Source organism: Spirosoma daeguense, assembly GCF_054776875.1.
The window spans coordinates 703,417-728,314 of record NZ_BAAHBF010000001.1; the positions used below are offsets into that span (position 1 = coordinate 703,417).

At 45.1% G+C, this 24,898-nt stretch carries 23 protein-coding genes; 13 read left to right on the plus strand and 10 right to left on the minus strand.

Going from position 1 to position 24,898, the window contains the following annotated elements:
• Window positions 1–3: 3 nt before the first annotated feature.
• The 7 genes from ACYVD4_RS02615 to ACYVD4_RS02645 all read right to left on the minus strand — a co-directional run bounded on the left by ACYVD4_RS02615 (window position 4) and on the right by ACYVD4_RS02645 (window position 7,490).
• Entirely contained in the window at window positions 4–690 is a 687-nt protein-coding gene (locus ACYVD4_RS02615; protein WP_460942101.1) for a hypothetical protein, read from the minus strand.
• A 23-nt stretch (window positions 691–713) separates the two neighbouring features.
• Window positions 714–1,244 (minus strand): QcrA and Rieske domain-containing protein, encoded by a 531-nt coding sequence (locus ACYVD4_RS02620; RefSeq protein ID WP_460942103.1) that lies wholly within the window; start codon window positions 1,242–1,244, stop codon window positions 714–716.
• A 69-nt stretch (window positions 1,245–1,313) separates the two neighbouring features.
• Window positions 1,314–2,894 (minus strand): porin family protein, encoded by a 1,581-nt coding sequence (locus tag ACYVD4_RS02625; RefSeq protein ID WP_460942105.1) that lies wholly within the window; start codon window positions 2,892–2,894, stop codon window positions 1,314–1,316.
• Complete coding sequence (locus tag ACYVD4_RS02630) at window positions 2,875–3,453, minus strand: RNA polymerase sigma factor (RefSeq protein WP_460942107.1); 579 nt, start codon at window positions 3,451–3,453, stop codon at window positions 2,875–2,877. The genes ACYVD4_RS02625 and ACYVD4_RS02630 overlap by 20 nt, the downstream gene beginning before the upstream one ends.
• A gap of 101 nt (window positions 3,454–3,554) precedes the next feature.
• Window positions 3,555–4,403, minus strand: a complete 849-nt coding sequence (locus tag ACYVD4_RS02635) for a hypothetical protein (protein ID WP_460942109.1) — start codon at window positions 4,401–4,403, stop codon at window positions 3,555–3,557.
• Window positions 4,404–4,502: 99 nt separating this feature from the next.
• The gene (locus ACYVD4_RS02640; protein ID WP_460942111.1) at window positions 4,503–5,654 is read right to left on the minus strand and encodes an App1 family protein; all 1,152 of its coding nucleotides are present in this window, start codon (window positions 5,652–5,654) and stop codon (window positions 4,503–4,505) included.
• A 21-nt stretch (window positions 5,655–5,675) separates the two neighbouring features.
• Window positions 5,676–7,490, minus strand: coding sequence for a glycoside hydrolase family 71/99 protein (locus ACYVD4_RS02645; protein ID WP_460942113.1), 1,815 nt, complete (start codon window positions 7,488–7,490; stop codon window positions 5,676–5,678).
• A gap of 190 nt (window positions 7,491–7,680) precedes the next feature.
• Between ACYVD4_RS02645 and ACYVD4_RS02650 the strand changes: the two genes are divergently transcribed.
• From ACYVD4_RS02650 to ACYVD4_RS02685, 8 genes are all read left to right on the plus strand, one after another.
• Window positions 7,681–8,064 (plus strand): Rid family detoxifying hydrolase, encoded by a 384-nt coding sequence (locus ACYVD4_RS02650; RefSeq protein WP_460942115.1) that lies wholly within the window; start codon window positions 7,681–7,683, stop codon window positions 8,062–8,064.
• 93 nt (window positions 8,065–8,157) lie between these two features.
• Entirely contained in the window at window positions 8,158–9,684 is a 1,527-nt protein-coding gene (gltX, locus tag ACYVD4_RS02655; RefSeq protein ID WP_460942117.1) for a glutamate--tRNA ligase, read from the plus strand.
• Window positions 9,685–9,771: 87 nt separating this feature from the next.
• Window positions 9,772–10,137 carry a four helix bundle protein gene (locus tag ACYVD4_RS02660; RefSeq protein WP_460942119.1) on the plus strand — a complete coding sequence of 122 codons (366 nt, stop codon included), beginning with the start codon at window positions 9,772–9,774 and terminating at the stop codon, window positions 10,135–10,137.
• A 39-nt stretch (window positions 10,138–10,176) separates the two neighbouring features.
• Window positions 10,177–10,467: a hypothetical protein gene (locus ACYVD4_RS02665; RefSeq protein WP_460942121.1), complete on the plus strand. Its 291-nt coding sequence runs from the start codon at window positions 10,177–10,179 to the stop codon at window positions 10,465–10,467.
• Between the two features lie 137 nt (window positions 10,468–10,604).
• The gene (locus ACYVD4_RS02670) at window positions 10,605–11,384 is read left to right on the plus strand and encodes a TIGR00266 family protein (protein WP_460942123.1); all 780 of its coding nucleotides are present in this window, start codon (window positions 10,605–10,607) and stop codon (window positions 11,382–11,384) included.
• 64 nt (window positions 11,385–11,448) lie between these two features.
• Window positions 11,449–11,739: a hypothetical protein gene (locus ACYVD4_RS02675; protein ID WP_460942125.1), complete on the plus strand. Its 291-nt coding sequence runs from the start codon at window positions 11,449–11,451 to the stop codon at window positions 11,737–11,739.
• A gap of 107 nt (window positions 11,740–11,846) precedes the next feature.
• Window positions 11,847–12,434 carry a gliding motility lipoprotein GldD gene (gene gldD / locus ACYVD4_RS02680; RefSeq protein WP_460942127.1) on the plus strand — a complete coding sequence of 196 codons (588 nt, stop codon included), beginning with the start codon at window positions 11,847–11,849 and terminating at the stop codon, window positions 12,432–12,434.
• 54 nt (window positions 12,435–12,488) lie between these two features.
• Window positions 12,489–12,698 (plus strand): Kazal-type serine protease inhibitor family protein, encoded by a 210-nt coding sequence (locus tag ACYVD4_RS02685; protein WP_460942129.1) that lies wholly within the window; start codon window positions 12,489–12,491, stop codon window positions 12,696–12,698.
• Window positions 12,699–12,701: 3 nt separating this feature from the next.
• Here the strand turns inward: ACYVD4_RS02685 and ACYVD4_RS02690 are convergent, their stop codons facing one another.
• The 3 genes from ACYVD4_RS02690 to ACYVD4_RS02700 form a co-directional block, all read right to left on the minus strand.
• Entirely contained in the window at window positions 12,702–14,312 is a 1,611-nt protein-coding gene (locus tag ACYVD4_RS02690; RefSeq protein ID WP_460942131.1) for an acyl-CoA carboxylase subunit beta, read from the minus strand.
• 196 nt (window positions 14,313–14,508) lie between these two features.
• Window positions 14,509–15,507, minus strand: a complete 999-nt coding sequence (locus tag ACYVD4_RS02695) for an MlaD family protein (RefSeq protein WP_460942133.1) — start codon at window positions 15,505–15,507, stop codon at window positions 14,509–14,511.
• A gap of 153 nt (window positions 15,508–15,660) precedes the next feature.
• Window positions 15,661–16,509, minus strand: a complete 849-nt coding sequence (locus ACYVD4_RS02700) for an N-acetylmuramoyl-L-alanine amidase family protein (protein WP_460942135.1) — start codon at window positions 16,507–16,509, stop codon at window positions 15,661–15,663.
• Between the two features lie 166 nt (window positions 16,510–16,675).
• On the opposite strand from ACYVD4_RS02700, the gene ACYVD4_RS02705 reads away from it, so the two are divergent.
• The 5 genes from ACYVD4_RS02705 to ACYVD4_RS02725 all read left to right on the plus strand — a co-directional run bounded on the left by ACYVD4_RS02705 (window position 16,676) and on the right by ACYVD4_RS02725 (window position 24,784).
• Window positions 16,676–19,669, plus strand: coding sequence for a putative LPS assembly protein LptD (locus ACYVD4_RS02705; protein ID WP_460942137.1), 2,994 nt, complete (start codon window positions 16,676–16,678; stop codon window positions 19,667–19,669).
• A 56-nt stretch (window positions 19,670–19,725) separates the two neighbouring features.
• Window positions 19,726–19,974 carry a hypothetical protein gene (locus tag ACYVD4_RS02710; RefSeq protein WP_460942139.1) on the plus strand — a complete coding sequence of 83 codons (249 nt, stop codon included), beginning with the start codon at window positions 19,726–19,728 and terminating at the stop codon, window positions 19,972–19,974.
• A 145-nt stretch (window positions 19,975–20,119) separates the two neighbouring features.
• On the plus strand, window positions 20,120–21,658 hold the full coding sequence (locus ACYVD4_RS02715) for a capsule assembly Wzi family protein (RefSeq protein WP_460942141.1): 1,539 nt from the start codon (window positions 20,120–20,122) through the stop codon (window positions 21,656–21,658).
• Between the two features lie 181 nt (window positions 21,659–21,839).
• Window positions 21,840–23,219 (plus strand): sugar transferase, encoded by a 1,380-nt coding sequence (locus ACYVD4_RS02720; RefSeq protein ID WP_460942143.1) that lies wholly within the window; start codon window positions 21,840–21,842, stop codon window positions 23,217–23,219.
• 41 nt (window positions 23,220–23,260) lie between these two features.
• Window positions 23,261–24,784 carry a capsule assembly Wzi family protein gene (locus ACYVD4_RS02725; protein ID WP_460942145.1) on the plus strand — a complete coding sequence of 508 codons (1,524 nt, stop codon included), beginning with the start codon at window positions 23,261–23,263 and terminating at the stop codon, window positions 24,782–24,784.
• The last annotated feature ends 114 nt before the right edge of the window (window positions 24,785–24,898 follow it).

Genomic DNA, 24,898 nt, shown 5'->3' on the forward strand with positions numbered 1-24,898 from the left:
AGCTTAAAACGTTAACGTAACAATCGAAGCTGCGTAAGCGCCAAACGTAGTATAGGCCGCTGCCCGGTGATACGGCTTCAATTCCGGATTATCCTGAATCATATTCGCCAGCACATTGGTAGCAACCATACCGGTTAAATGAACTATAGCCAGATATTTGTGCAACTTAATGGTTGTAAAGCCCTTACGCGCTCCTACAACCGGCGGTGGCGCGGTGAGCGATAAAGCCAACGTAGTACCATAGGCAATATTGATATAGGTAGCCGTACGTTCGTGCCATTTTTTAGTATCGACGTACTCCTGCCCTAAAGCGTTGTAAAGTTTTGCCCCAAGTAGTCCCTGTGCAATAAACCCGGCTAACGTAACGAAGCCGCCAATCTGGTGCATACCCAACATGGTACGTCTCACTTTAAGCTCCTTTGCCCGTCCTTCGGCTGTAAGAGGTGCTACTTTCATGGAACGTAACAACCCTTTTGGGCCCCAGAATGCTCGTTGCGTGAATATCATTTTATGCGGGAGCAGTTCCTGTGTCTCGGTCGAGTCCGACAAACCCGCTAATAGGTCATCGGCTGATGAGGCTGGCTCCGCTGCTGGCGTGCGAGACGTATCCCGACGCACAGCAGTTGAATCCTGCGCCTGAAGAGAACTTATACAAAACCATAAAAGCGATATCAATAAGACGTACTTCATCAGATCAGTGAGGTTGGTGAAACTTAAGCTGTTACCGTTAGGGTATTTCCATCGGTACTCAGAGAGGTTTTGTAGGCAGTCAGTGCACCCTGGCCTGATTGTGCCGCCACTTCCACCATCCCCGTCGGGCTAAACTCAGAACCATGCCCTCCTACTGATGGGCTACAATAAAAATCATCCTGTGTGGCACGATACTGCAATTCTCGACCTTCATGGGTGCAAGTTTTCGAAAGGGCTACAATTGATCCACTTTTTACTTTTGCGACAATCAGGCTACCTACAATAGCATACTGACCGGCCGTTTTGAGTTTGCTATACGTAGCGTTTGTCAAGTCTAATGTAAAACTGATAGCCCCTTTAGACGTATCGGCGTTGCCCGTAAAACCACCTCCGGTTGGGTTCGGAGCAGGTGTAGGATCAGTAGTGCTACTTTTTGAGCAGGCTGTCAGGCCTGTTCCCATACAATAGAACGCCATTAGTGCTGCACTACTCATTCCTAGGCTCCGCAGAAATTCTCCGCGCTTCATGTTTTCGGTCGTTGGATTGCTTTTCATAAGTATAGTAGATTTATGTAGTTACACGAATTAACGGCCAATGCGGCCCAGATTGTACAATTTTTGGGGTTATAGTTTATATCGAATTGAAAAAAATGCCCCCGTACTCAACAAATTGATTTTAAAGTAACCCACTCCCTTAAGTGGCGCTTTCATAAATGGCTCAACCTGCCACGATAACCGTCGGCTCAAAGCACGTTCATAGCCAACTGATAAGTTCAAATGGCTAAGGCCATAGCCACCCGTGCTGGCACTTTGACTTGGAATGTTAGTTGAATAATAGTGGTAATACGTATAGGCGTAATCTTCCCGATTCATAATATAACTGGTTAATCCGCTGCTTATGAACCAACGAGTGGGTTGAGTACCGTTTTCACGTGGTTTCATGACAACATCGTAACGTATATTGATCGGTATATCGAACATGCTGCATCGCCCATCTACGCCAGCCAAATTTGATTTGTATTTTTGTAAATAATCTGGCAGATAGCCATATTCACTGGGTGAAGCCTTATACACTTTCGTGCTCTGGATAACACCTGCCTGAAAGCTCCAGCGCGATGCCAGTCTATACTCCAGCATTAACCCTACGTTTGTTCCAGGGCGAGAGAAGTTTTTTAACCCTACCCCACTCAAATCGGGTGCTACAACAAACCGAACGCTTAAACCGCGCTGAACCGGAACATTTGGCACTGATTTGCGAGCTGTTGTATCGGGCTGAACCTCAACCGCACGTCCAGTAAACGTCAATGGTTCAGCCCAACGTGGCGGTCTGCTCGCCATTCTGTCGAAAACCAAAATTTGGGGTGCGTCAGAAACTGCGTCTATTGATTCAGACAACGTAGCACTACGTGGCATTTCGTTACGTAGTGCTACGTTGTCGAAGTCCCTTCTAATCCCTGATTGATCGTTGAGTACCAATGAAACGTTCGCTACGTTATTTATTCCACGGAATGAGTTGCTCCGTCGACGGCGAACTTCTCTCCCTTGCTGTTGCACCAATAAACTGGTTGTTTGTGTTCCTGATCGCCCTGAAGTTACTTTCTTAGTATTACCAGCCGCTGTTGCTACGTTACGTGGTTCGTGACTTATCTTATCAGGCTTATCTGTCAACTTATACGCATGTAAACCCGATTTCGTTGCAGTATGTGTTTCCGAAGCGTGTGCTTTGGGCACTCGCAATGCTACGTTCGCAACTGGCTTTTCTAGGATAACAGTTTCTGTCCTCGATTCTTCCCGATTAATCGATGGCTGCGCTTCGCTGGTTTGTAGCTCCGTTGAACTGTCCAGTGATTCTTTCAATTGCTCAGTATCGGCCAATCGGGACGACTCGAGTGGATGCGACCCTTTAGCTGCTGTATTCCCTTCGGGCTGTTGGCTGACGACTCTCGATGACAGAGCGTTACGTTTGGCATTGGTTGTCTTGCGATACACAAACCATCCTCCTCCCGTTAGCAGCAAAAGCAGCACAACAGGCAACCCCCAACGTAGCAATTTCTTCCACAGAAAAGCCCCGGCAGGCATTGTATGGTCGGTTGTATCCAGCCGGGCTTTCATATCCTGCCACGCAGCCGGATCGAACGGAGGATCGAACTCTTCAGCCGACTTTCTGAAGAGCTCATCCAATTGGTCATCGGTTAGCTCTGACATACTCGTCGTAGTTTATTTGCTTCAATAGTAAGCGTAGATTTTCCCGCGCCCGGGCCAGATTTGATTTCGACGCGCCTATTGAAATACCAAGTTGGCTGGCAATTTCTTCGTGCGTGAATCCATCCAAAACATACAAGTTAAATACAAGTCGATAGGCGGGCGATAGCCGTTGAACCAACGCCAGCAAATCTTCATGAGCCAGTTGGCTAAAGGCATCAGCCGTTTCAGTTGCGGCTGTGTTTTCCACATAATCAACGTTTTCCTGATGATAATGCTTTACTTCCTGCCGGTAGTGATCAACAGCCGCATTGATCATAATACGCCGGAGCCAGCCTTTAAATGGTTGTGCCGGATTATATTGATCGAGTCGGGTAAACACTTTCAGAAAACCATCATTGAGCACTTCTAACGCACTCTCACGGGTAGGCGCATACCGCAGGCAAACACTCATAGCGTATCCGTAGAATTGCCGGTAAAGCAATTCCTGACTTTGCCGCTGGTTACGTAAGCAACCAGCCAGCAAGTCGGATAAAGCAGTTATGTTCGGTGCGTTGGACAAGCGAATCTTTATTATGGGTTACGTGCCGGCAGGCAAAACAGATTCTATTAAATTAAAAATAAGCCCTTTACATCAACAGAATCGAAATTTAACCCAGTCTTTTAATTTGTTGCTTCGACCGTTGTGCTGTTCACGACTGGCCAAACACCAGGCCTTGGCACACTTACTCCTTTCGTATTACCTCGTTTATTTTCGTCCGGCCCGAAAAAGTACAGCGGCCAGCCTTTATAGGTAAGTTGCGTTTTACCAACGGCTGTAATTGTCGCAAAATCCGACCGTTTCAGCACCGATGGAATCTCACCAATCGTAGCCGATGTTTCGAAAATTGGCCACGTAGCGTTATTGCTCAAATCGGCTTTTGTATAATTGTTTTTATTCTTTTTATCGCTGGCGAAGGCGTAGAGTGTCCGACCAATACTATCGGTCAGAAACAGCGAATTACCAGCTCCTTCTTTGGTATCGAAGGTGTAATTTTTGCCATCATTACCAACCAACTGGCGCGACGCCAACATTACCGTATAATTTGGTTTCGCCACCAACCAGACATTATTGACGTTTTCGCCATTTACATCGCCCGCTTTGGCATCGTTCTGATAATAATAGAGCGGCCAGCCTTTAAATGTTGTTTGTTTGGCACCATCGGAGCGGGTAATCGTTGCAAAATCACTGGCTTTCAGACCCGTTCCCAACGAAGGATTTTCTTTGTAAAACACGGGCCAAACCGTAACACAATTACCCGAGCAACTCGACACGCCCGTTACGTCGGGTGCAAAGAAATAAAGCGTTTTCCCGTTTTCCCCGGCTATTACGTTCCCTAGTGAAGTTGAGCCGACAGACAAATCGGTCTCACCGCCAACAGTCGTCGGATTTTCATCCTTGCAGCTCAGCAATCCAATCACCAGTAAAGCAACCAGCACCGACAGGCGCTGCGCATAATAAGACGTTCTCATTTTTCAACTGTAGTTAAATGTGCAAGATTGAACAGTTGAACCGGTTCGAACGTCAATACGGAGGGTTTAGAAAAAGGGTTGCGTAGGGTCGTAAAAAAATTATTCTTTATCAGCCCGGCGGTCGGCACGGATTTCTGGAATAGTATCCGGATCGATTAAATTCAGGGAGGCTGCGTGCTCGGCTGCGGCTACTGTATCGGATACAAGTAACATCGGTACGTTATAGGCATCCGTTGTCCGAATAAGTTCACGAACAGCTTCGTCGCGCCGATCATTCGATACGTCGCGAATATAAATTGCCCGAATCCGGTTTGGATTTTCGCGAACTATCTGTGCATAAATTTCAGGATCTTGCTGACCGCTATCGCCGATCAGTACAAATGGCAGTTGCGGATTCACGTCCAGCACCTTACGTATCATTGTCAGTTTATGCGTATGATGCCCACCCGACGAAAGCATTTCTGGGCTCAGGCTGAAATCACGTAGCAATAATGGGCCTTTTGGAATACCCTGAATTCGGAAAAAATCGACCAGTAAATCGTAGAGATTCCAGGGGCTACTCGATACGAAATAGATTGGGTTAAACAACGTAGTAACTGGCCCACTCTGCAAAGCCCGATAAAAAGCAGCAATTCCGGCAAAAGGCAATCGGGTGTATGCATTCCCCAGAAATGTTAACCGGGCAGTCTGTAGCAGATTGGTTGCATCGGTAACCAGCACCGTATCGTCAATATCTGAAATGACTCCGAATTGACTAAACGGGGGAGAAATCATCAGATAACCCGCTTTTTCGACGGGCTGTTCCGCAATTTCAGGGCTCAGTTCAGTAGCAGGCTGTTCGATTCCATCCAACGAATATTGAACCGGGAACCAGGCTCGTCCAGCAGGTAAATCGTCGGGTGGATTAATTGTTAGTTCGAAATACCCATCTGCGTTGGTTACGGTAGTGTATGTTTTTTCGAATGCGTCGATACGTACTGTTACACCCGGCACTTCGTCGCTTCCGAACCGCTGATACGTTGCCAGTAGATTTTGCCAGAACGTATCATGATCGCTCGGTGTACTCAGATCGCGCTGACGTAGCACTCGCCCTTTTAGCCAAACCGCCGTTGGACTCCCTAAACCACGATAATAAATGATTTTGTACGGTTTTTCGGCGTCGAGTCGTCCCGAAAGCTTATGTTTAAGCTTTTCAAACTGCGTGTCGACGTCGACTGCTACATTCTGCAGAAAATCTTTCCAGGAAGTCATAACGATTCTGAGTAATACGTACTACTGACCTATATACCTATAATTAAAACGGCGATCGGGTGCACTGTCGCCATTCAGGAAGAACTCGTTCAGGCTGTTGCGTTCCTGAATATTATCGGCCCAGTGGAAATCCAGCTTTACCTTGCCAGCAGTCTGACGAATGGCACTTAATGGTAAACTAACCTCAAGCTCATTGTTCGCGTATCGGTACGTACCTGCCGAAACCGGCACCCAGGACTTACCATTCCATCGGCTAATGGTCGATTTGTTTCCGCTAGTTGCATGACTGATTAAAAAGTCATAGCCTGCCCATCCGGTTTTAGCCGACTGATCGGTATCTATATAAAGCAACATCCAGTTTTTGCCAGTTGGCAGAGTCAGTTTCTTATCAGATTTCGCGTAGAAATAAGTGTTTTTAGCATCAGCGGTAATACGTAGGTCTGTGATGTCGTTACGTCCCGTATTGTTCACGTAGTTTATCTTTCCGTCGGAACGGGGCCAGTTTCGGTGCATTACGTCGCCATTGGGGTCAATAAAGTGTGGTTTTACTGATGCCCATTCTGCAAATTTCCCATCAATGGGTATCGTTCGGGCGGGGGTCGATTTTTCGGGGGCGGGCATCCCTTTAAACTTCCGAATATTGGCCACAAGCTGGTAATAATAGTTGTCGGTATAGCCTCCTTTCATTGGCTCGGCATCCCGATTATATTCTTCATTATATAAGTCGATAAAGAATGACTGACCCGGTTTCATAGGTTTGCCCATATATTTGGTCCCTGGCTTTTTCGCGTCTTCTCCGCTAGGTCGATACACGTAATGTTGGGCAACCCACTCGTTCCATCCGGCCACAAAAACAACTGACGGATTTACCTGAAGAGCCCGTTTCCACTGTTCCTCAAAATATAATCCCTGCGGCATGGAGGTCGTTGTACTGAACTTATTTAAGACGCCTTCGCGACCCTGACGAAAACTTTTGCCTATGCCATTATCGAATGGATGGCTGGCTACAGCTACCGGAATTTCTTCGGGTATCGAAGGGTTTGTGTCCCATCCGTAATTCTGTGGAGTTCTATCGAGCCACTGCCAATTGTGCGGTTCGTTACGTGCATTAGTCCAGGCCCAACTAAACCGCCACGTAAAGAAATCACGCATGGATGGATCGGTTATTTCTTCTTTTTTGCCTAACATCAATGGCTTTCCCTGCCACCTGAACCAAAGTTCGGAATGTTTATTCTGCGCATAAAACTCGTCGTAGATCAGCTTAACTGTTTCGTTTGGCTTCGTGTATGTTACAAAACAGATATAAGGAGTAGGAATACCTTTCTGGCGCATCGACTTAGAGATTTCACATAGTTTATTCACCACCGGCAAATAAGCATCGCCATTGGTTGTATCGAGGAAAAGTATATCGACACCAGCTTCGGTTAACATCTGTAAATTACGGCGTATAACCCACGGATCGTCGGCTTTGAAAAAACCCGCTTCAGGCTCACCCCACCAATGGAAGGCCGTTTCAGGTCCAAATTTGGGATTAGTTGGGTTCGCTTTAATAATTACCGAATTGTTATAAACTCCTTTATCATTATAAGCTCCATGCCATAGAAAATAAAAAATCCCGACGTATTTATTTTTCTTAAAATCGCCCGTAACGGCATACGTAGGTAAAGTTCGCCCAGCCCCATCAGTAGCCACCCAGTTTGAACTCATTATGGGCAAGATAGGAGATCCTACCTCCTCCTGATGATATGTAACAGATGACTTAGCCGAAAATTTCAGACGGCTGGTGAACGGAATAAGCAAACTAAACGCCAGTAAACCAATGATACTATATTTCATGCTTATCAATTTTTCACGTTCGAACCTGCGCAGCAATTCGAACGTAGCGTTTATACGTGTTGATTTTCAGCCTTAAATAACGAGCATAGCGCAATTACCTGCAACCTTACCCGGCTTTGTCGTAACTTTGGGGCAAGTTATTCGCTGGTGATTGACATTGTCAAGCCGGTAATCACTATCTTCTAAAGTCATGAGCAAACAAATTGTTTATACCGACCAGGCTCCCGCTCCTATTGGCCCTTATAGCCAGGCGGTAAAAGTAAACGTAGCATCACCCACAGGCATGTTGTTCGTTTCAGGTCAGGTTGCTATTGATTTAGCCGCTAAAGGCGACATTCAGGCCGAAACGCAACAGGTAATGGAAAATATCGGAGCCATTCTGAAAGCGTCTGATATGGATTACACGAACATTGTGAAGAGCAGTATTTTCGTGAAAGACATGAACAACTTCGCGGCTATTAATGAAGTTTACGGCCGGTTCTTTACCAGCGAACCACCTGCCCGCGAAACCGTTGAAGTAGCTCGTCTGCCCAAAGATGTAAATGTTGAAATTTCAGTAATAGCAGTACAATGATTGACTGATTGAATGACTGAATGATTGAATAAAAAATACTAGCGTAAGCCTATTCAATCATTCAGTCACTCAATCAGTCAAAATTCATATCTTATGTCAAATTCTGTCCGCGTTCGTTTCGCACCTAGCCCAACTGGACCACTTCATATCGGTGGCGTACGAACCGCGCTTTATAATTACCTTTTCGCCCGGAAAATGGGCGGCAAAATGCTCCTGCGTATCGAAGATACCGATCAGAATCGGTTCGTGCCGGGAGCCGAACAATATATTCTGGATAGCCTGCGCTGGGTCGGTATTGAAATCGACGAAGGTCAAGGTGTTGGTGGCCCACATGCCCCTTATCGCCAATCGGAACGTAGAGATATTTATCAGAAAGAAGCGCAACGGCTGATCGATGAAGGAAAAGCCTATTACGCTTTTGATACGGCCGAAGAACTGGACGCCATGCGTCAACGGCTCGAAGCGGCCAATGCGCCAGCCGCACAGTATAATGCCATTACGCGGATGCAGATGCGCAACTCCTTGACCATGAAGGCCGATGATGTACGCGCACGTATTGACGCAGGTGAACCCTACGTAATTCGGCTAAAGACGCCACGTAAGGAAGAAGTTCGATTAAATGATATTATTCGGGGTTGGGTAAACGTCCATTCATCGGCCATCGACGATAAAGTTCTACTGAAATCAGACGGATTACCAACGTATCACCTCGCCAATATTGTTGATGACCATTTTATGGGCATTACACACGTAATCCGTGGCGAAGAGTGGCTACCGTCTGCTCCGTTACACGTATTATTATATCGGTATCTGGGTTGGGAAGATACCATGCCTCAGTTTGCGCACCTACCGCTTCTGCTAAAACCAGAAGGAAACGGAAAACTGAGCAAACGCGATGCCGATTTAGGCGGTTTCCCGATTTTTCCGCTGCAATGGACCGATCCGGTTACGGGTCAGGTGGCGCGCGGTTTCCGGGAAGACGGTTATCTGCCTGAAGCAACTGTTAACTTTCTGGCCCTTTTAGGCTGGAATCCCGGAACGGAACAGGAACTGTTTACGATGGACGAATTGATTGCGAGTTTCGATCTTGCTCAGGTGCATAAAGCCGGTGCCCGGTTCGATATTCAGAAAGCGCAATGGTTCAACCACCAATACGTTCGCCAACGTCCGGATTCGGAATTGTCGCCAACCGTTCAACAGCAGGCCGAAGCGGCTGGCTTCACCTGTTCGGCCGAAAAAGCTGAAAAAATTGTTGCCCTGCTCAAAGGCCGTGTCAATTTTGCACACGAGATTTTCGGTGAAGCCACTACGTTATTTCAATCGCCCGCTACGTATGACGAAGCTATTGTAACCGCAAAATGGAACGACGATGCCCGTAAAGCGGTAACAACTTTCCGCGATGCGTTACGTTCGTTCGAAGGTGATTTTGTGGCCGATTCGATTAAGCATACGCTGGGCGATGCCATGCAACAGGCAGGTATTAAGCAGGGGAAAATTATGCAGGCTATGCGTCTGGCATTGACAGGCTTAGGTGCAGGTCCCGACCTGATGCTGACGATGGAAATCATCGGCAAAGACGAAACGATCAAGCGGTTAGAAGCAGCGCTAACTGTTTTGTAAATAATGTGATGTATAATGTATGGTATATAAAGTATATTTGGGTAAAAACATAGCAGTTCATACTTTATATATCATACGTCATACTCGATGACACAGGGCCGTAACGTTACTAAAGACAAGAGTTTTGCGTTTGCGATACGTATCATTAATCTGGAAAAGTACCTACGTAGGACAAAGAAAGAGACGGTGTTAAGTCGGCAGTTGCTAAGAAGTGGAACATCCGTAGGGGCTAATATCCGGGAAGGCTACAATGCTGAATCAGATGCTGATTTCATCCATAAATTTGGAATAGCTCAAAAAGAATACGACGAAACATGTTACTGGCTAGAGTTGTTACATGCCACAGATTATCTTGACGAAAAACAGTTTGTCTCCATACACGCTGATGCAGAGGCATTACTAAAAATTATCAGGAGCATTATTCTAACCAAGAAGAAGAATAGCTCACGATAAAATACATTATACCTCAGATATCATACATCTTCCAGGCTCATGGCTAAGAAAAAAGCGAATCCCGACGAAAACGATAAACCGCGCGTTCATAAAGAGCTTGAAGGTTTCGACATTAAGATTAACTCGTTCGGTGAAATCACCACGAGTTTTGATATTGATCGTATCAATCAGTTTCTTAACAAAACCGTTGATGATAAGAAACTTCGCCATCGCACCGACCTTAATTTAAAAGGTGAACCGGAAGCTGATGAAAACGAAAATTCAGATGATGACGAACGTCTGTTTGATGAGAGCGACAACGATTTGCCCGACGATATTAACCAACGCTAAAAGCCCGACCCGCCTAAATGGCCGGTCGGGCTTTTTTTGTGCCGCTTGTCAGAAAAATTATTCGGGTAATGATCGCGATTCCGTAGATTTCACCTATTGTTTACTAAACTCAGACGCATCACTAACGCACGCTTAGCATGTATTCTCACGAAATCGACTACAAAATCATTGGCGAAGACATTCAGATTGTTGAGATTGAACTCGACCCTAACGAAACGGTCATTGCCGAAGCTGGTTCCATGCTGTTTATGGAAGATGGCATTACGTTCGAAACCAAAATGGGCGACGGTTCGCAGCCAGATCAGGGCTTTTTAGGCAAATTACTCAGTGCTGGTTCGCGTATGATTATGGGTGAATCGCTGTTTATGACCCATTTTACAAACCGGGGGGTGGGTAAGCGTAAAGTAGCTTTTTCAGCTCCTTATCCGGGCACGGTTATGCCGGTCAACCTCGCCAATGTATATGGTAATACGTTAATTGTACAGAAAGACGCCTTCTTATGTGCAGCCCTTGGAACAAAGTTGAGCATTCAATTTAACCAGCGACTGGGTGCTGGATTCTTCGGTGGAGAAGGCTTTATTCTGGAAAAAGTTCAGGGAGATGGTATGGCTTTTATTCATGCAGGTGGCGTAGTGATTGAACGAACACTGAACAACGAAACGCTACGTGTCGATACGGGCTGCGTAGTGGGTTTTGAACCAAGTATTAATTTCGATATACAGCGGGCGGGCGGCCTACGTAGCATGGTGTTTGGTGGCGAAGGTTTGTTTCTTGCTACGTTACGTGGTACTGGTAAAGTCTGGATTCAGTCAATGCCGATTTCTAAACTCGTACAGCGTTTATCACCGGGTGGTGCCCAATCGCACAAAGAGGGCGGTTCGGTAATCGGTAAGCTAGGCAATCTGTTTGAAGATTAATCGGGAATCAGTTCTGGCTGGAAGTTGTTACCTTTGCATCACTTTAGCAACGCAACAAACACCAATGGAGGTTATTTGCACAAACGATAGTTTTCCGGCACCTGTGCTGGCGTTTTACACAGAATTTGGCATTCAGACACCAAAGCGCGATACGTTATACACCATTCGTCAGGTGAAACGACACACAACTGGCGAGACCGGGGTGCTTTTAAACGAGATTCAAAATCCGGATGTACCTGTAAAACACCCGGTTATGGGCGAAGTATGGTTCGAACCAACGTTTAATATCAATCGATTTGCTACGTTGATGGGCCAGCCCGTGCGTCAGGAACAACTCGAAGATGTGAACGTATAAAGAGTCTTTGTATATTTTCAGGCAAAAACCCGGCACCAAAATGCCGGGTTTTTGCGTTTTCTGTACGCTGACCAACACGTAGTGGTCAACTCAGAAACGTATCATCCGTGTTAAAGCAATTTCTTATTGTTCTTTCCGCAATCTCGATAGTGGCCTGTAGTGGTAATTCGTCCGAAAAATATACGCCTAAACCAAAAGGCTTCCCCCGTTTCGATTTGCCGAAGCCCAACTACGTATCAATCGAGCCTACGCACCCGTATCAGTTCGAATACAATAAAATAGCCCGAATTTTGCCCGATACGTTTGCCAGATCAGAACCAGACTGGATTTTTATCAACTATCCGGCATGGCACGCTAGTGTTCAATTAACCTATAAGCCGGTTCGAAACGATATCAATCGACTACGTAGCATGCTCGAAGATTCGTATAAACTAGCATCTCGGCACAATATCAAGGCTTACTCTATTGAACAGAGGAAACTTCGATTGAAATCAGGACTGGAAGCCAGCGTGATTGATCTGGCTGGCGAAGTTCCGAGTCAGGTTCAGTTTGTGACAACCGATTCAACGACGCACTTTTTACGGGGTGCGTTATACTTCAACGTAGCAACGGAAAACGATTCACTCCAGCCAGTTATTCAATACATCCGAAACGATATTATGCATCTGTTAAACACGCTAAAATGGCGTAAATAAAGCCTTTCCAACGTATCAGCTACGCCAAGGGTCCTAGCTAAAAGACTACTAGCTATGCGTATATTAATTGTGTGCCTGTTCTGGATTGGTTTCGGTGCTGGATGCCATAAGGACGTATCACCCGACTGCATCGCCAGAGAGAATACCTGCTTATGCAGCTATGAGTTAAACGAAGTATGTGGCTGCGACGGAAAAACCTATGCCAATCCTTGTATGGCCCAGTGTGCAGGTGTCAAATACACAAAGGGTACATGCAAGCCATAATCGCTACGTCTGAATCACACCTACGCTAAACTGTTTCGTGATCGGCGCATGATTGGCCGCCGAAATTCCCTCCGAAAGTATTTGCCGGGTTTGTAACGGATCAATCACGGCATCAACCCAGAGTCGGGCAGCCGCATAATAGGGTGAAAGTTGCGCGTTGTACTGATCGGTGATTTTTTTCAGTTGCTCCTGTTCTTCTTCAGGGCTCATTGGCTGTCCTTTTGCTTTCTGAGACGCTACCTGAATCTGAAGCAATGTTTTAGCCGCCGATGCGCCACTCATTACCGCCATCTGCGCGGTCGGCCACGCCAGCATCAAGCGCGGATCATACGCCTTGCCACACATTGCATAGTTACCAGCACCATAAGAGTTGCCTACAACAACTGTGAACTTTGGAACAACCGAATTGGCCATTGCGCTCACCATTTTGGCACCATCTTTAATGATGCCGCCCTGCTCAGCCCGACTACCAACCATAAATCCGGACACATCCTGCAAAAACACTAGCGGAATCCGTTTCTGATTACAGTTCATGATGAAACGAGCCGCTTTATCGGCAGCATCGCCATAAATAACCCCGCCCATCTGCATTTCGCCAGCCTGTCCAGTACGTCCTTTAGCTTTTACAACTTTACGCTGATTGGCAACAATACCCACAGCCCAGCCATCGATACGGGCGTAACCGCAGAGTAACGATTGCCCATAACCCGGTTTATACGTATCAAATTCGGAGTTATCCACCATCCGCTCAATGATTTCCATCATATCGTAAGGCTTGACTCGGTCGGTCGGTAAAATCTGGTAAATTTCTTCTGGATTTTTCGCTGGTGGAACTGGTTCAATCCGGTCGAAACCGGCAGATTCGGAGTGTCCTAGTTTGTCAAAGATTCGCTTGATGGCATCCAGACAGCTTTTATCGTCGGGATACTTATTGTCAACTACGCCCGATATATCCGTATGTGTAGTAGCTCCGCCTAGTGTTTCGGCATCTACGTCTTCGCCAATAGATGCTTTCACAAGATAAGGTCCGGCCAGAAAAATTGACCCCGTTCCTTCAACAATCAACGCTTCGTCTGACATTATGGGCAGATACGCACCGCCAGCAACACAGCTTCCCATGATGGCCGCAACCTGCAAAATGCCCATTGCCGAAAGTTGTGCATTGTTACGAAACGTTCGGCCAAAATGCTCTTTATCAGCAAAAACTTCGTCCTGCAAGGGTAGGTAAACGCCCGCGCTATCGACCAGATAAATAATAGGAAGACGATTCTCAAGAGCTATTTCCTGTGCCCGAAGATTCTTTTTCGCCGTAATCGGAAACCAGGCTCCCGCTTTAACAGTAGCATCGTTAACTACTATAACGCATTGACGACCTGATACGTAACCCACCCCGACCACTACCCCACCCGATGGACAACCACCATGTTCGGTATACATGCCTTCGCCAGTGAAAAGGCCAATTTCAACAAATGGTTTTTCGGAATCGGTTAGGTACGCAATACGTTCGCGAGCGGTTAGTTTGCCTTTGCGATGCTGATCATCAATTTTTTTGGAACCGCCACCTAATTGGGTTTGGGCGCTACGTTGCGCCAGTTCGTCGAGTAGAGATTGCATGAAGAAGTGTGTTATTTCAAGCCGAATTCGTATTTCTACACAACGATTTTTAAGCGAAAGTTCTTTAGAATAGCATCCAAAAACCTTTACTCGCTTATCGCATGTATTACGTTTGGCAACTACATTTCTTCAAATAAAGAAATTTTTCCACTAATAAATAACATGCCCAACATCCAAATCAGGACGTAGCATTGCATTATTGTTTGGATGAATCGGCTGGAATTACTGTCGAAGTTGTAACAGTAGCGTTGGCAGGAGCACTTGTAGCCCCTTTATCTTTTTTGCCGAACAGCGAGAAATGAACGTAGCGTTTGGGGTTTTCACGTAAATCGGTCAGCAGTTTTTCGAGGCTGGCGGTCGTTTTATTTACGTTACTATAAAGTGCTTCGTCGGATGTCAGTTTGCCCAGCGAGCCTTTTCCCCGGTTAACGTCGGCCAGAATACGTTGGAGATTATCGACCGTTTTATTTACTGTCAACAGAGTTTGCTTCAATTGCAAGCCTTGAAGCGAGTCGGCAAATGTATCGGCTTTGGCTAGAATTGGTTTGAGTTGCTTCTCGGTTTCAACCAGCGATTTCGACAAATTACTAACGTTCGCCAACGTAGCACGCAAGCCAGCCCGGTTTTCGTCAATGGTCAGGCCGAGCGTTTTTACACCATCGTTAGCACTACGTAGCGTCTGATTCAGCATAATGCCCGTCTGGTCGAACTGTGCAACGACTTTGTTAAGCTGATACGTTAACGAATCGACGTTGTTGAGCACAGGCAGGGTTTTCTCCCGAATCAACGCCGACAAGCCTGATTCTTTCGCAGCAACAAGCTGACCACCATCTTCAAGAACTGGCGTGTTAGCACCAATCGTTAGCTGAATCATTTTACCACCAAGCAATCCATCATCCGCTAAGAATGCCTTCGTTCCCTGAGTGATACGTATATCCTTATTGATTTCTACCACTACCAGAAGTTTGTTGCCCTGATCCTGCAAAATGGCAATAGATTTTACCCGGCCAACGGCTAATCCATTAATTTTTATGGGATTTGACACTGTCAGGCCGTCAATATTATCATATACGACCTGATATTTATTTGTTGAAGAGAAGAAGTCAGAACCCTTCAGAAATCGAAAACCAAAGTAGAGCATCGCCAGCGAGACAACCGCCAACAAACCTACTTTTACTTCCTGCGAAATTTTCATGCTAAAGTGAAAGTGAACAGCTCATGGAGCCGCGCCAATCCGTTGATTAATGCTATAACCAACTTTAAAGCCCGTTTGTCCCTAGAATCATGGAAATAATTATATCCGGGGGCAAACTACACACCTACACCATTCTAGCACAACAATGGCTTATTAACCGGCCGACTCAATCTCTTCCTTATACCGCATAAAAGCCTGCAAAATAGCCTCTGAAATTTCGTCCTGTCCTTCGGCCGTCATCAGATACTCTTCTTCCGTAGGATTCGTCAGATATCCCGTTTCGATGAGCACGCTGGGCATGGTTGTTTTCCAGAGAACAATAAAACCAGCCTGTTTTACGCCATTGCTTTTCCGACCTGCATTGTGTTTGAAGCTGCGTTCAATTTTTTCGGCAAAATTAATGCTACTTTCCATAAAGGCATGTTGATAATTTGCCAGCATAATTGTAGCTAACGGCGAATTAGGGTTGAACCCTTTGTAGGTTTGCTGGTAGTTTTTTTCCTGAAGAATTACTTCGTTTTCACGTCGGGCAACCTCAAGGTTACGTTCTGTTCTATGCAGACCCAATGTATAGGTTTCGGTGCCGTATACCTTGCTACTTGATGGACTTGCATTGCAGTGAATCGAGATAAACAAATCGGCCCGATTTCGATTGGCAATAGCTCCGCGCTCGTATAAATCAACAAAATGATCGGACGAACGGGTGTAAATAACCCGCACATTCGGCATCTCTTGCTTAATTTTACGGCCTAGTTGCAAAACGAGCTTAAGTACAATACGTGATTCGCGGGTTTTGCGTCCAATACAACCGGGATCTTTGCCTCCGTGACCAGCATCGAGTACAATGGTACGTAGCTGATTAGGTACATCGCTACGTGTTGTTGCGCCTTCGGTATCCTGACGTTTGGCCTGTCGAATCGTATCCTGCTTTAGTTCAGATACAATTATATCAGGTGTCGTCAGCGATAGAAGAGGCAACGAAAAGAGGGCCAACGTTGTCACAATTCCGTGAGTTGGAGCCTTTATGGGTTTAATAATATTTAACAACCAAAAACGTTTCAAAGCGATAGCGGGATAACCGTTCCTGAATACCTTTGTAAGCCATAGACTAAACAGTCTTTAGGCAAATATAATTTTTTTAATAAACCTGAAAAAAGTACACTTTATTTTGCGGCCCTTGCTGATTCAATCATTTACCGCATTTCGGGCCTTTTGGGGGCTTATCGGAGTGCTATTGACATTCAGTACGTTTGCCCAAAATACAACCTTGCCCCGGCAACCAGCCAAAGGCGGTATTCCTCCTGCCACAGTTCCTGCCCAGCGCGTTGCCGACCCATCGAAACCGGGCATCGTATCACCCAATACGGTACGTCCTGAAAGCCGAACCACTACAAGTTCCGATTCACTACGTATCGCCGTTCGGGATACGGCTCAGGCCGATTCTGCGGACGCGTTTAAGACGACTGTCAAATATCAGGCCAAAGATTCTACTATCTACGCTGCTGATGGTCAGACGGTTGAGCTTTTTGGTGATGCAAGCGTCATTTACGGTGATATCTCCCTTAAAGCCGATTATATCCGTCTCAATTACCTTACAAACGAAGTATATGCCAAAGGACGGTATGATTCGACAACAAAAAAGTTGATTGGACGACCAATCTTTAAAGATGGGGAGGGTCAATACGATACAAAAGAGATCCGCTATAATTTCAAATCGAAAAAAGGGAAAATTCAGGGGGTCATTACCCAACAAGGCGAGGGCAATATTCGAGGACAGATAGTAAAAAAAGACGCTGAAGATAATTTGTATATCGGTAAGGCAATTTATACCACCTGTAACCTGGCCATTCCTCATTTTCATATCAACGCCAGTAAACTAAAAGTTATTCATAATAAGCAAGTGGTAGCTGGACCTTTTAATCTGGTGATCAATCAGATTCCATTACCGCTTGGCTTACCATTTGGTTTTTTCCCGTTTCCGAAGCGAAAAGAAATTGGTGTTTCGGGCATTCTGATGCCGCAATATGGTGAAGAGCCAAACGGACGCGGATTCTACCTGCGTGATGGCGGCTATTACTGGGCCGTCAGCGAAAACCTTGGCTTACAGTTTAAGGGGCAGATTTACTCACGGGGTAGCTGGGGTGTTGGTGTATCGTCGTCTTATAATAAACGATATCGTTATAGTGGCGGGGTAAATTTGCAATTTAATCGCAACCGCTCCGGCGACCGAGTTGATACTACACAGACGCCACGTAACGATTTTTCATTTACGTGGTCGCATTCGCCGATTCCGCGCGGACGGGGTAGCTTTTCGGCCAATGTTAACATTAGCAGCAACAGCTATAACCAGTTCAACTCGTTCTCAACACAATCGTACATTTCGAACGTAGCAGGTTCATCGATTCAGTATAGTCGCACATTTGGGCAATACGTTCGAGCAGGGGCCAACGTCCGGGTGAATCAGCAGTTTGGTCAGATTAATCAGCAGACAGGCGTACGGGAAAACGGGAAAACCGACGTATCATCCGATTTCAATATCGGTGTAAACCAGATTTCGCCTTTTGCGCTGAGAGGTGGTTCAGGACGCTGGTACGAAAGCTTTCGGGTCGGATTAGATATTAGCGGTTCCATTGGCGTCAGTAACACCATCCGGAGTCAGGTCGATACCAGCGGATTAGGATTTCCAGTTGTTACACGTTTAAAAACGATCAGCACACTTGAGCGTATTCTCGACAGTACCCGGCGCGCCAATAACCTTCGTCTGGGCATTGTTGAAGCAGACCCAAACCTGATTCCGTTCAGTTTCGCGAATTCAAGTCGAATCTGGGAAAACAGACAAATACAGGCTCGTTATAGCATCCCCATTTCGTTACCAAATATTAAGTTGCTACGTTATATCAACTTGACTCCCGGTTTTTCTTTACAGGGTGATATTTATACGAGGAAGCTGAACTATACGTATTTATCTGAATTACAGTCGGTACGTATCGATACGGCCCGTGGTTTTTTCCCATCGTATAATTTCTCAATGAACGCCAGTATGAACACTCGTTTCTACGGTACGTATTTTGTTCGAGGGAAGCGACTGGAAGCGATACGTCATACAGTGGCTCCATCTATTTCATTCAGTTACATTCCCGATTTTACGAATCCGTCTTTTGGTCAGTTTCAGATCTTACCAGCCGAAGGACCATTGGCTAATTTGCCTCTTTATCGGCGAACCTTGTCGGTATTCCGAGGGCTGGGAGGTAGTAGTGGCAGTGGAGGAACCAGCACCGAATCGGCTTTTATTTCATTCGGGATCGTGAATCAGCTCGAAATGAAGGTTCGTACACGTAGCGACTCCGCCGGGCAGGAGTTTAAGAAGATTCCTATTTTCGATAACCTGAGTATCAACGGCAGCTATAACTTACTGGCTCCCGATTATAAACTATCGCCAATTGCGGTAAGCGCCAATACTCAGATTTTCAAAAATATAAGCTTCAACCTTTCTTCTACGTTCGATCCTTACGCGTACAGGGCTTATGGTGGTACGGCTGTTTACCGTTTTCCGACAGCTCTGGATTATTCTCCTTTGATTCAGAACCCAACAAGTATTACTTATGTAAATCAGGAATTTACGCGTGTACCAAATCTTTATGCTTTTCAGGCTGGACAAGGTTTGTTACGTATGACGAATTTGCAAGCTTATATGAGTGCCCGATTTGCTCCTAAACAAGCCGATAAACCTAAATCGAGCCCGAATGCATCGGACGCAACGCTAAAAGCGATCAACAATAATCCTGAGTTATACGTCGATTTCAACATTCCCTGGTCAATGAACGTTAGCTACACATTTGGCTGGACTCAATTAACCCCCGAACGATCTCAGGTTATTCAGGCACTCACCTTAACTGGTGATTTAAGTATTACACCAAAGTGGAAAATTACCATCAACACGGGTTATGACTTCAATTTTAAAAGCCCAACACTAACCACAATTGGTATCAACCGCGATTTGCATTGCTGGGAAATGGCATTTAACTGGACGCCTTACTCTGGCAATAACTTACGTTCGGGCAATTACTCGTTCGATCTTCGGGCACGTTCTTCGATTCTTCAGGAGCTTAAGCTGAGTCGTCGGCGGAGTTTCTACGACAGTGGTGGATTCTACGGTCGTTAACAAGTCCATAAAAAATACTAACTTGCCGAGGCAATTCATCCGATAAACAGATAGATATGACTGATCGCGATAAGCAGCGCCTTGACGAACTGGAGCTTAAAACAGCCTATATACTGGCTCGCCAGAATGAGCAGGACGCTAAGTTGAATCAGATAATTGCTCGTCTGGTATACGTCGAAGCTCGGCAATATCGGATCATGAAAGAGTTGGGAATTGATCCCGAAAAAATAGATAGTCTCCAAACCGCTCGTGACGATGCCAGCGTTCTGAACAGCTTATCACCAGCAAGCCATCGGCTAAATTAAACCGGGACATTATACCAACAGTGTCTCTTCTTGTCGTTTATCAATCTAGCGTTATTGTCAATCTGTAGCTAACTAGCATGGCGTTAGTGATCATTACTTATCAAACTCGCTAATGATTTGCCCGTTCCTACGAAACAACAGGTGCATGCGTATTTCCCCATTGGAATGGATCTTTATAGGCCTATTCCTTTTTTGTCTTTTTATTACTAGTCCTGCGCAAACAATTCGTCAGCCAACTTTATATTCTGTTGAAGCCGGTACGTACCTCTCTTCTTCTACCGACACACCTTTCTGGCTCAGAGCAAATCAATACGGAACCGTACTGAATGAATCTCCTTCTGCTACGTTTCGAGCGGGTATTTACAGCAATTATGATTCGAGTCGGCACAGCACAGGCCGTTGGCGAAACTCGGTATATGATGTCAGTTATGGCGTTAACGTAATCGTAAACGGTACGTCAAGACTACTACCGTATGAACGGAATGTGTTGCTTCCCGAAGCTTTTGTCAAAGTACGTAGAGGGATATTTGAAGCCTATATAGGTCGGGTTCGAGAGAAATTTGGACTCGCCGATTCAACATTATCAACGGGTTCTTATCCGTGGTCGGGTAATGCGATGCCGATTCCTAAAATTCAGGTATCAATACCAACATTTACCCCGATTGGGTTTACGAAAGGCTGGGTTTCAGTACAGGGCACCTTTGCTCATGGGTACCTGGATGCCAAGGGGTATATTAATAATACGATGCTTCACCAGAAGTCTTTGTATTTACGTATCGGCAGACCTAACGACGTAGTGCGTTTATATGGTGGCATAAATCATCAGGCTGTTTGGGGCGGTCAGGCTTCAGATCCGACAGGTATTCCGGGTACTATTACAACCGGAGGGAAGATGCCAACAGGGCTGACTAATTACTTTTACGTAGTAACAACATTAAATGCGGGTCGAACAGATACAACACAGTATACTTATTTCGATTTAACAAATCGGGTAGGTAATCATTTAGGCTCGGTGGATGCAGCGATGGAGATTGATTTAGTAAGGCATACGTTGTATGTCTATCGGCAAAATATTTATGAAGATGGCTCTTTGTTTTATCTAATAAATATTGCCGATGGATTAAACGGTGTCCGACTTCGCCGGAATGACCCTAAAGCACTTGTTCGTGACTTTTTATTTGAAGTACTCAACACAACAAGCCAGGGAGGACCCGAATTCATTATCGATGACCCAGACCGCAGAGGAAAAGATGATTATTTTAATCATCAGCAATTTCGTGATGGTTGGTCATACCGTCAGCATACAATTGGCACACCTTTCATTCCACCTAATCTAGGTCCTCAAAATCAATATCCTTACGGAACATTTACGGGAAATAACCGAGTTGTTGTCTTCCATGTGGGCATGGCTGGCGTTCTGCCGATTGAAGGTAGTCTATTAGCAGGTCCAGTGACTTACCAGACCAAACTATCATTTAGCAGAAACTTTGGTACTTACGACATTCCTTACAGGCCAATTCGGAATCAGTTCTCCATGTTTGCGAATGTCTCAATTCCCTTATCCATTCTGGGAGGCATTCATCTGAACGGTAGTTTAGCGGCAGATGCTGGAACATTGTACAAAAGCGGGATCGGCACCTTTTTGAGCATAAAAAAGAACTGGTACACAGGGCAATACAAATAGACAGCAAAATAAAATGACCAAAAAGTGCAATTTTCTAAACCACTTTTTATGACTAATTTGCGACCCGGTTCATTGACCGTTAGATAATATTAGTATTAACTCATCAACCTATATACCCTAATTTAGCGTATACATTGGTAGGTGGGTACACACCAAACCTAAAAGGGTGATTTTGAAAAATATGAGGCATCGCTATTCTATATTACTTTTTCCATTGCATGTCTTCGTAGATTTCCTGAGTCTTAACGTAGCATTTGTTGGTGCGTACAGGCTCAAGTTTGATACGTTTACGGCAGTAAGCGATCCGCCTTATGCTTCTCTTTGGATACTCTTCAATATAATCTGGTTAGTCGAAATTTTAATTCTCAAGCCTTACATTTTTCCTCGCCAATTATTTAAGCTTGGGCATTTATTAAAATCACTGCTTATCCTAATGGCTGTTCATGTAGCCATTATTTCTGTCTATTGGGTTGCCATTAGAGGCTATTATTACTCGCGCGAACATCTGTTAATTACATACGCCCTCTTTTTAGGGCTCGGCGCTTTTTTTCGAATAGGCGGATTACTTTTTCTGCGAGAATACCGTGCAAGAGGTTATAATAATCGCCGTTATGTAATAGTTGGATACGGAAAGCTAGCCGAAACAATTCGCAGTTTTTACGAAACGCACCCAGAAATGGGATTTCGTTTTCATGGCTATTTTGACCAATCCAACCCTGAAAACGAATCATTATTAACAGGCAACTATGATAATCTACTCTATCACATCAAGCAGGATGGTATTGATTGTGTATATTGCTGTATGCCTTATATCGACAATACGCGTCTTAAAGCGATAGTTGATAGTGCCGAAAAACACGATTTTCAGATAAAGTTATTGGTTGATTTCAGGGGATTTCTTGCCCGTGGAGCCTCTGTCGAATACCACGATTTTTTGCCTGTTCTAAATTTGTCGTCGCAAATGCTGGCAGATTTTCGGGTCAATACGTTAAAACGCTCGTTCGATATATTGTTTTCCCTTTTAGCATTAGGCTTGGGGATGCCGCTTTTTCTTATACTGGCAGCGATAACAAGGCTAACCTCTTCAGGACCAACTTTTTACAAGCAGGAACGTATTGGCCGGCATGGCAAACCGTTTAATATATACAAGTTTCGAAGTATGTACGTCAATTCGGAACAAACCGGCCCTGTGCTGTCTGGTGGTTTACTAGATAACCGTATCACGCCATGGGGACGCTTTATGCGCAAAACCCGACTTGATGAAATTCCCCAGTTCTATAACGTATTGATTGGCGATATGTCGGTTGTTGGCCCTCGCCCTGAACGTCAGTTCTTTATTGATCAAATTGTTGAAATTGCTCCTGAATACCGAACGTTGCTCAAGGTAAAACCAGGTATTACCTCTATAGGGCAGATTAAATTTGGATACGCTGCTAATCTTGATGAAATGGTCCAGCGATTGCGTTACGACTTATTATATCCAGATCGGCGGTCGTTTTTATTCGATATGTGGATCATAGCCCAAACACTTCGAGTAATGGCCCAGGGACGAGGTAAATAATCTCTCCCTGAATATTCAGTTACAAGCAGGGCACTTTACCTATGCTATTTTCCTCTTTTCGAGCATTAGTTTGTTTTTTCTGCTTCTGTATATGCAATACAGTTTATAGTCAGCGAACGAATAATTATGACTTATCAGTCGGAGGGCTGTTATCATCAGGTCAAAACCCATTCTGGTTACGTGCCAATCAGTATGGAACAGTACCTCTTGATGGATCTTTCTTACAACTGAAAGGTTCGCTACAATCAGATTATAAACCATCCGATAGTTTAGGATATCGACCAAAGGCAGATTGGGGTTATGGAACAAACATCGTAGCCAATATTGGTTCAACTCCTCAGTTTTTAATTACTGAAGCTTATTTAAAGGGGCGTCTGGGTGCTTTTGAACTCTATGCAGGACGACGTAAAGAAGTTATTGGCTTAGTTGATACGTTACTAACCTCAGGATCTTATATCTGGTCTGGAAATTCCTTACCATTTCCCAAAATTCAACTCTCCATACCCACATTCACGGCTATTCCTTTCACAAAAGGCGTACTGTCTGTTATGGGAACGTTTTCGCATGGATGGTTCGAAAATCAAGGGCGAATAGTGCGGGGGACTTTCTTACACCAATCATCTTTTTACGGTCGAATTGGCAAAAACTCATGGCCATTTAAACTCTATGGGGGCATGAATCATCAAGTTATGTGGGGAGGCTATTCGAATAACCTCGACCCTACAGTATCGGTAGATGGTAAGCTTCCCTCTGCGCTCAAATATTTTCCAGCCGTTGTTTTAGGCACTCGCAATCCATTCCCCGATGATCAATCGATTCAGACCATTACACGTTTTGAGGAAAATCGGATTGGTAATCACCTTGGCTCTGTTGATTTTGCGGCAGAGATGGATTTTAACTCTTTTAATCTCTATGCATACAGGCAATTTTTCTATGACGACGGTTCACTCTTTTATGGAACCAATTTAGAAGATGGATTAAACGGTCTGCGCATACGGCCAAAACATTCAGGTGGTCTACGAAGTGACTTCTATATAAACCAGATCACAATTGAATATTTGTACACAGGAAGTCAGGGGGGCGATACGTTCGATCTACACGATCCCCAACGTCGCGGTCGAGACGATTATTTTAATAATTCCCAATATCCGGATGGATGGACTTATTTTGGCCGTACAGTAGGGACTCCTTTTCTTACCCCTACGGCTGAAGTGCGCTCAACTTTACCCCTACGGCCTGGTATTACCAATAACCGGGTCAGCCTTCTCCATCTTGGTTTAACTGGTGTTTTATTCGACGATGTGAAGCTAACAACGAAGCTATCTCTTAGCCGAAACGCGGGTACATATCCGACTCCATATCCTAATCAGCCCATGCAATTTTCAGGCTTAGTGGCCGCTTCTGTTCCACTAAATATTTTGGGAGGATCTGAATTGAATAGTTCTTTAGCATTCGACCTTGGTGATTTGCTTCCTCCAAGCATCGGATTATTTATCGGCATTCGAAAAGCAGGCGTGTTAGGCGGAAGTCGTCCAATAATTGTGTCACCGCGAAGTAGGTTTTAGTTTAGACCACTAGCGAATTTTAACACGTTTTTATGGGTTGTGTCCGTTGCAAATAGTTTGCAATGCTTATTTTTGTTACAGTTCATAAACAGTACGTAGTACAGTAGCGAGTGG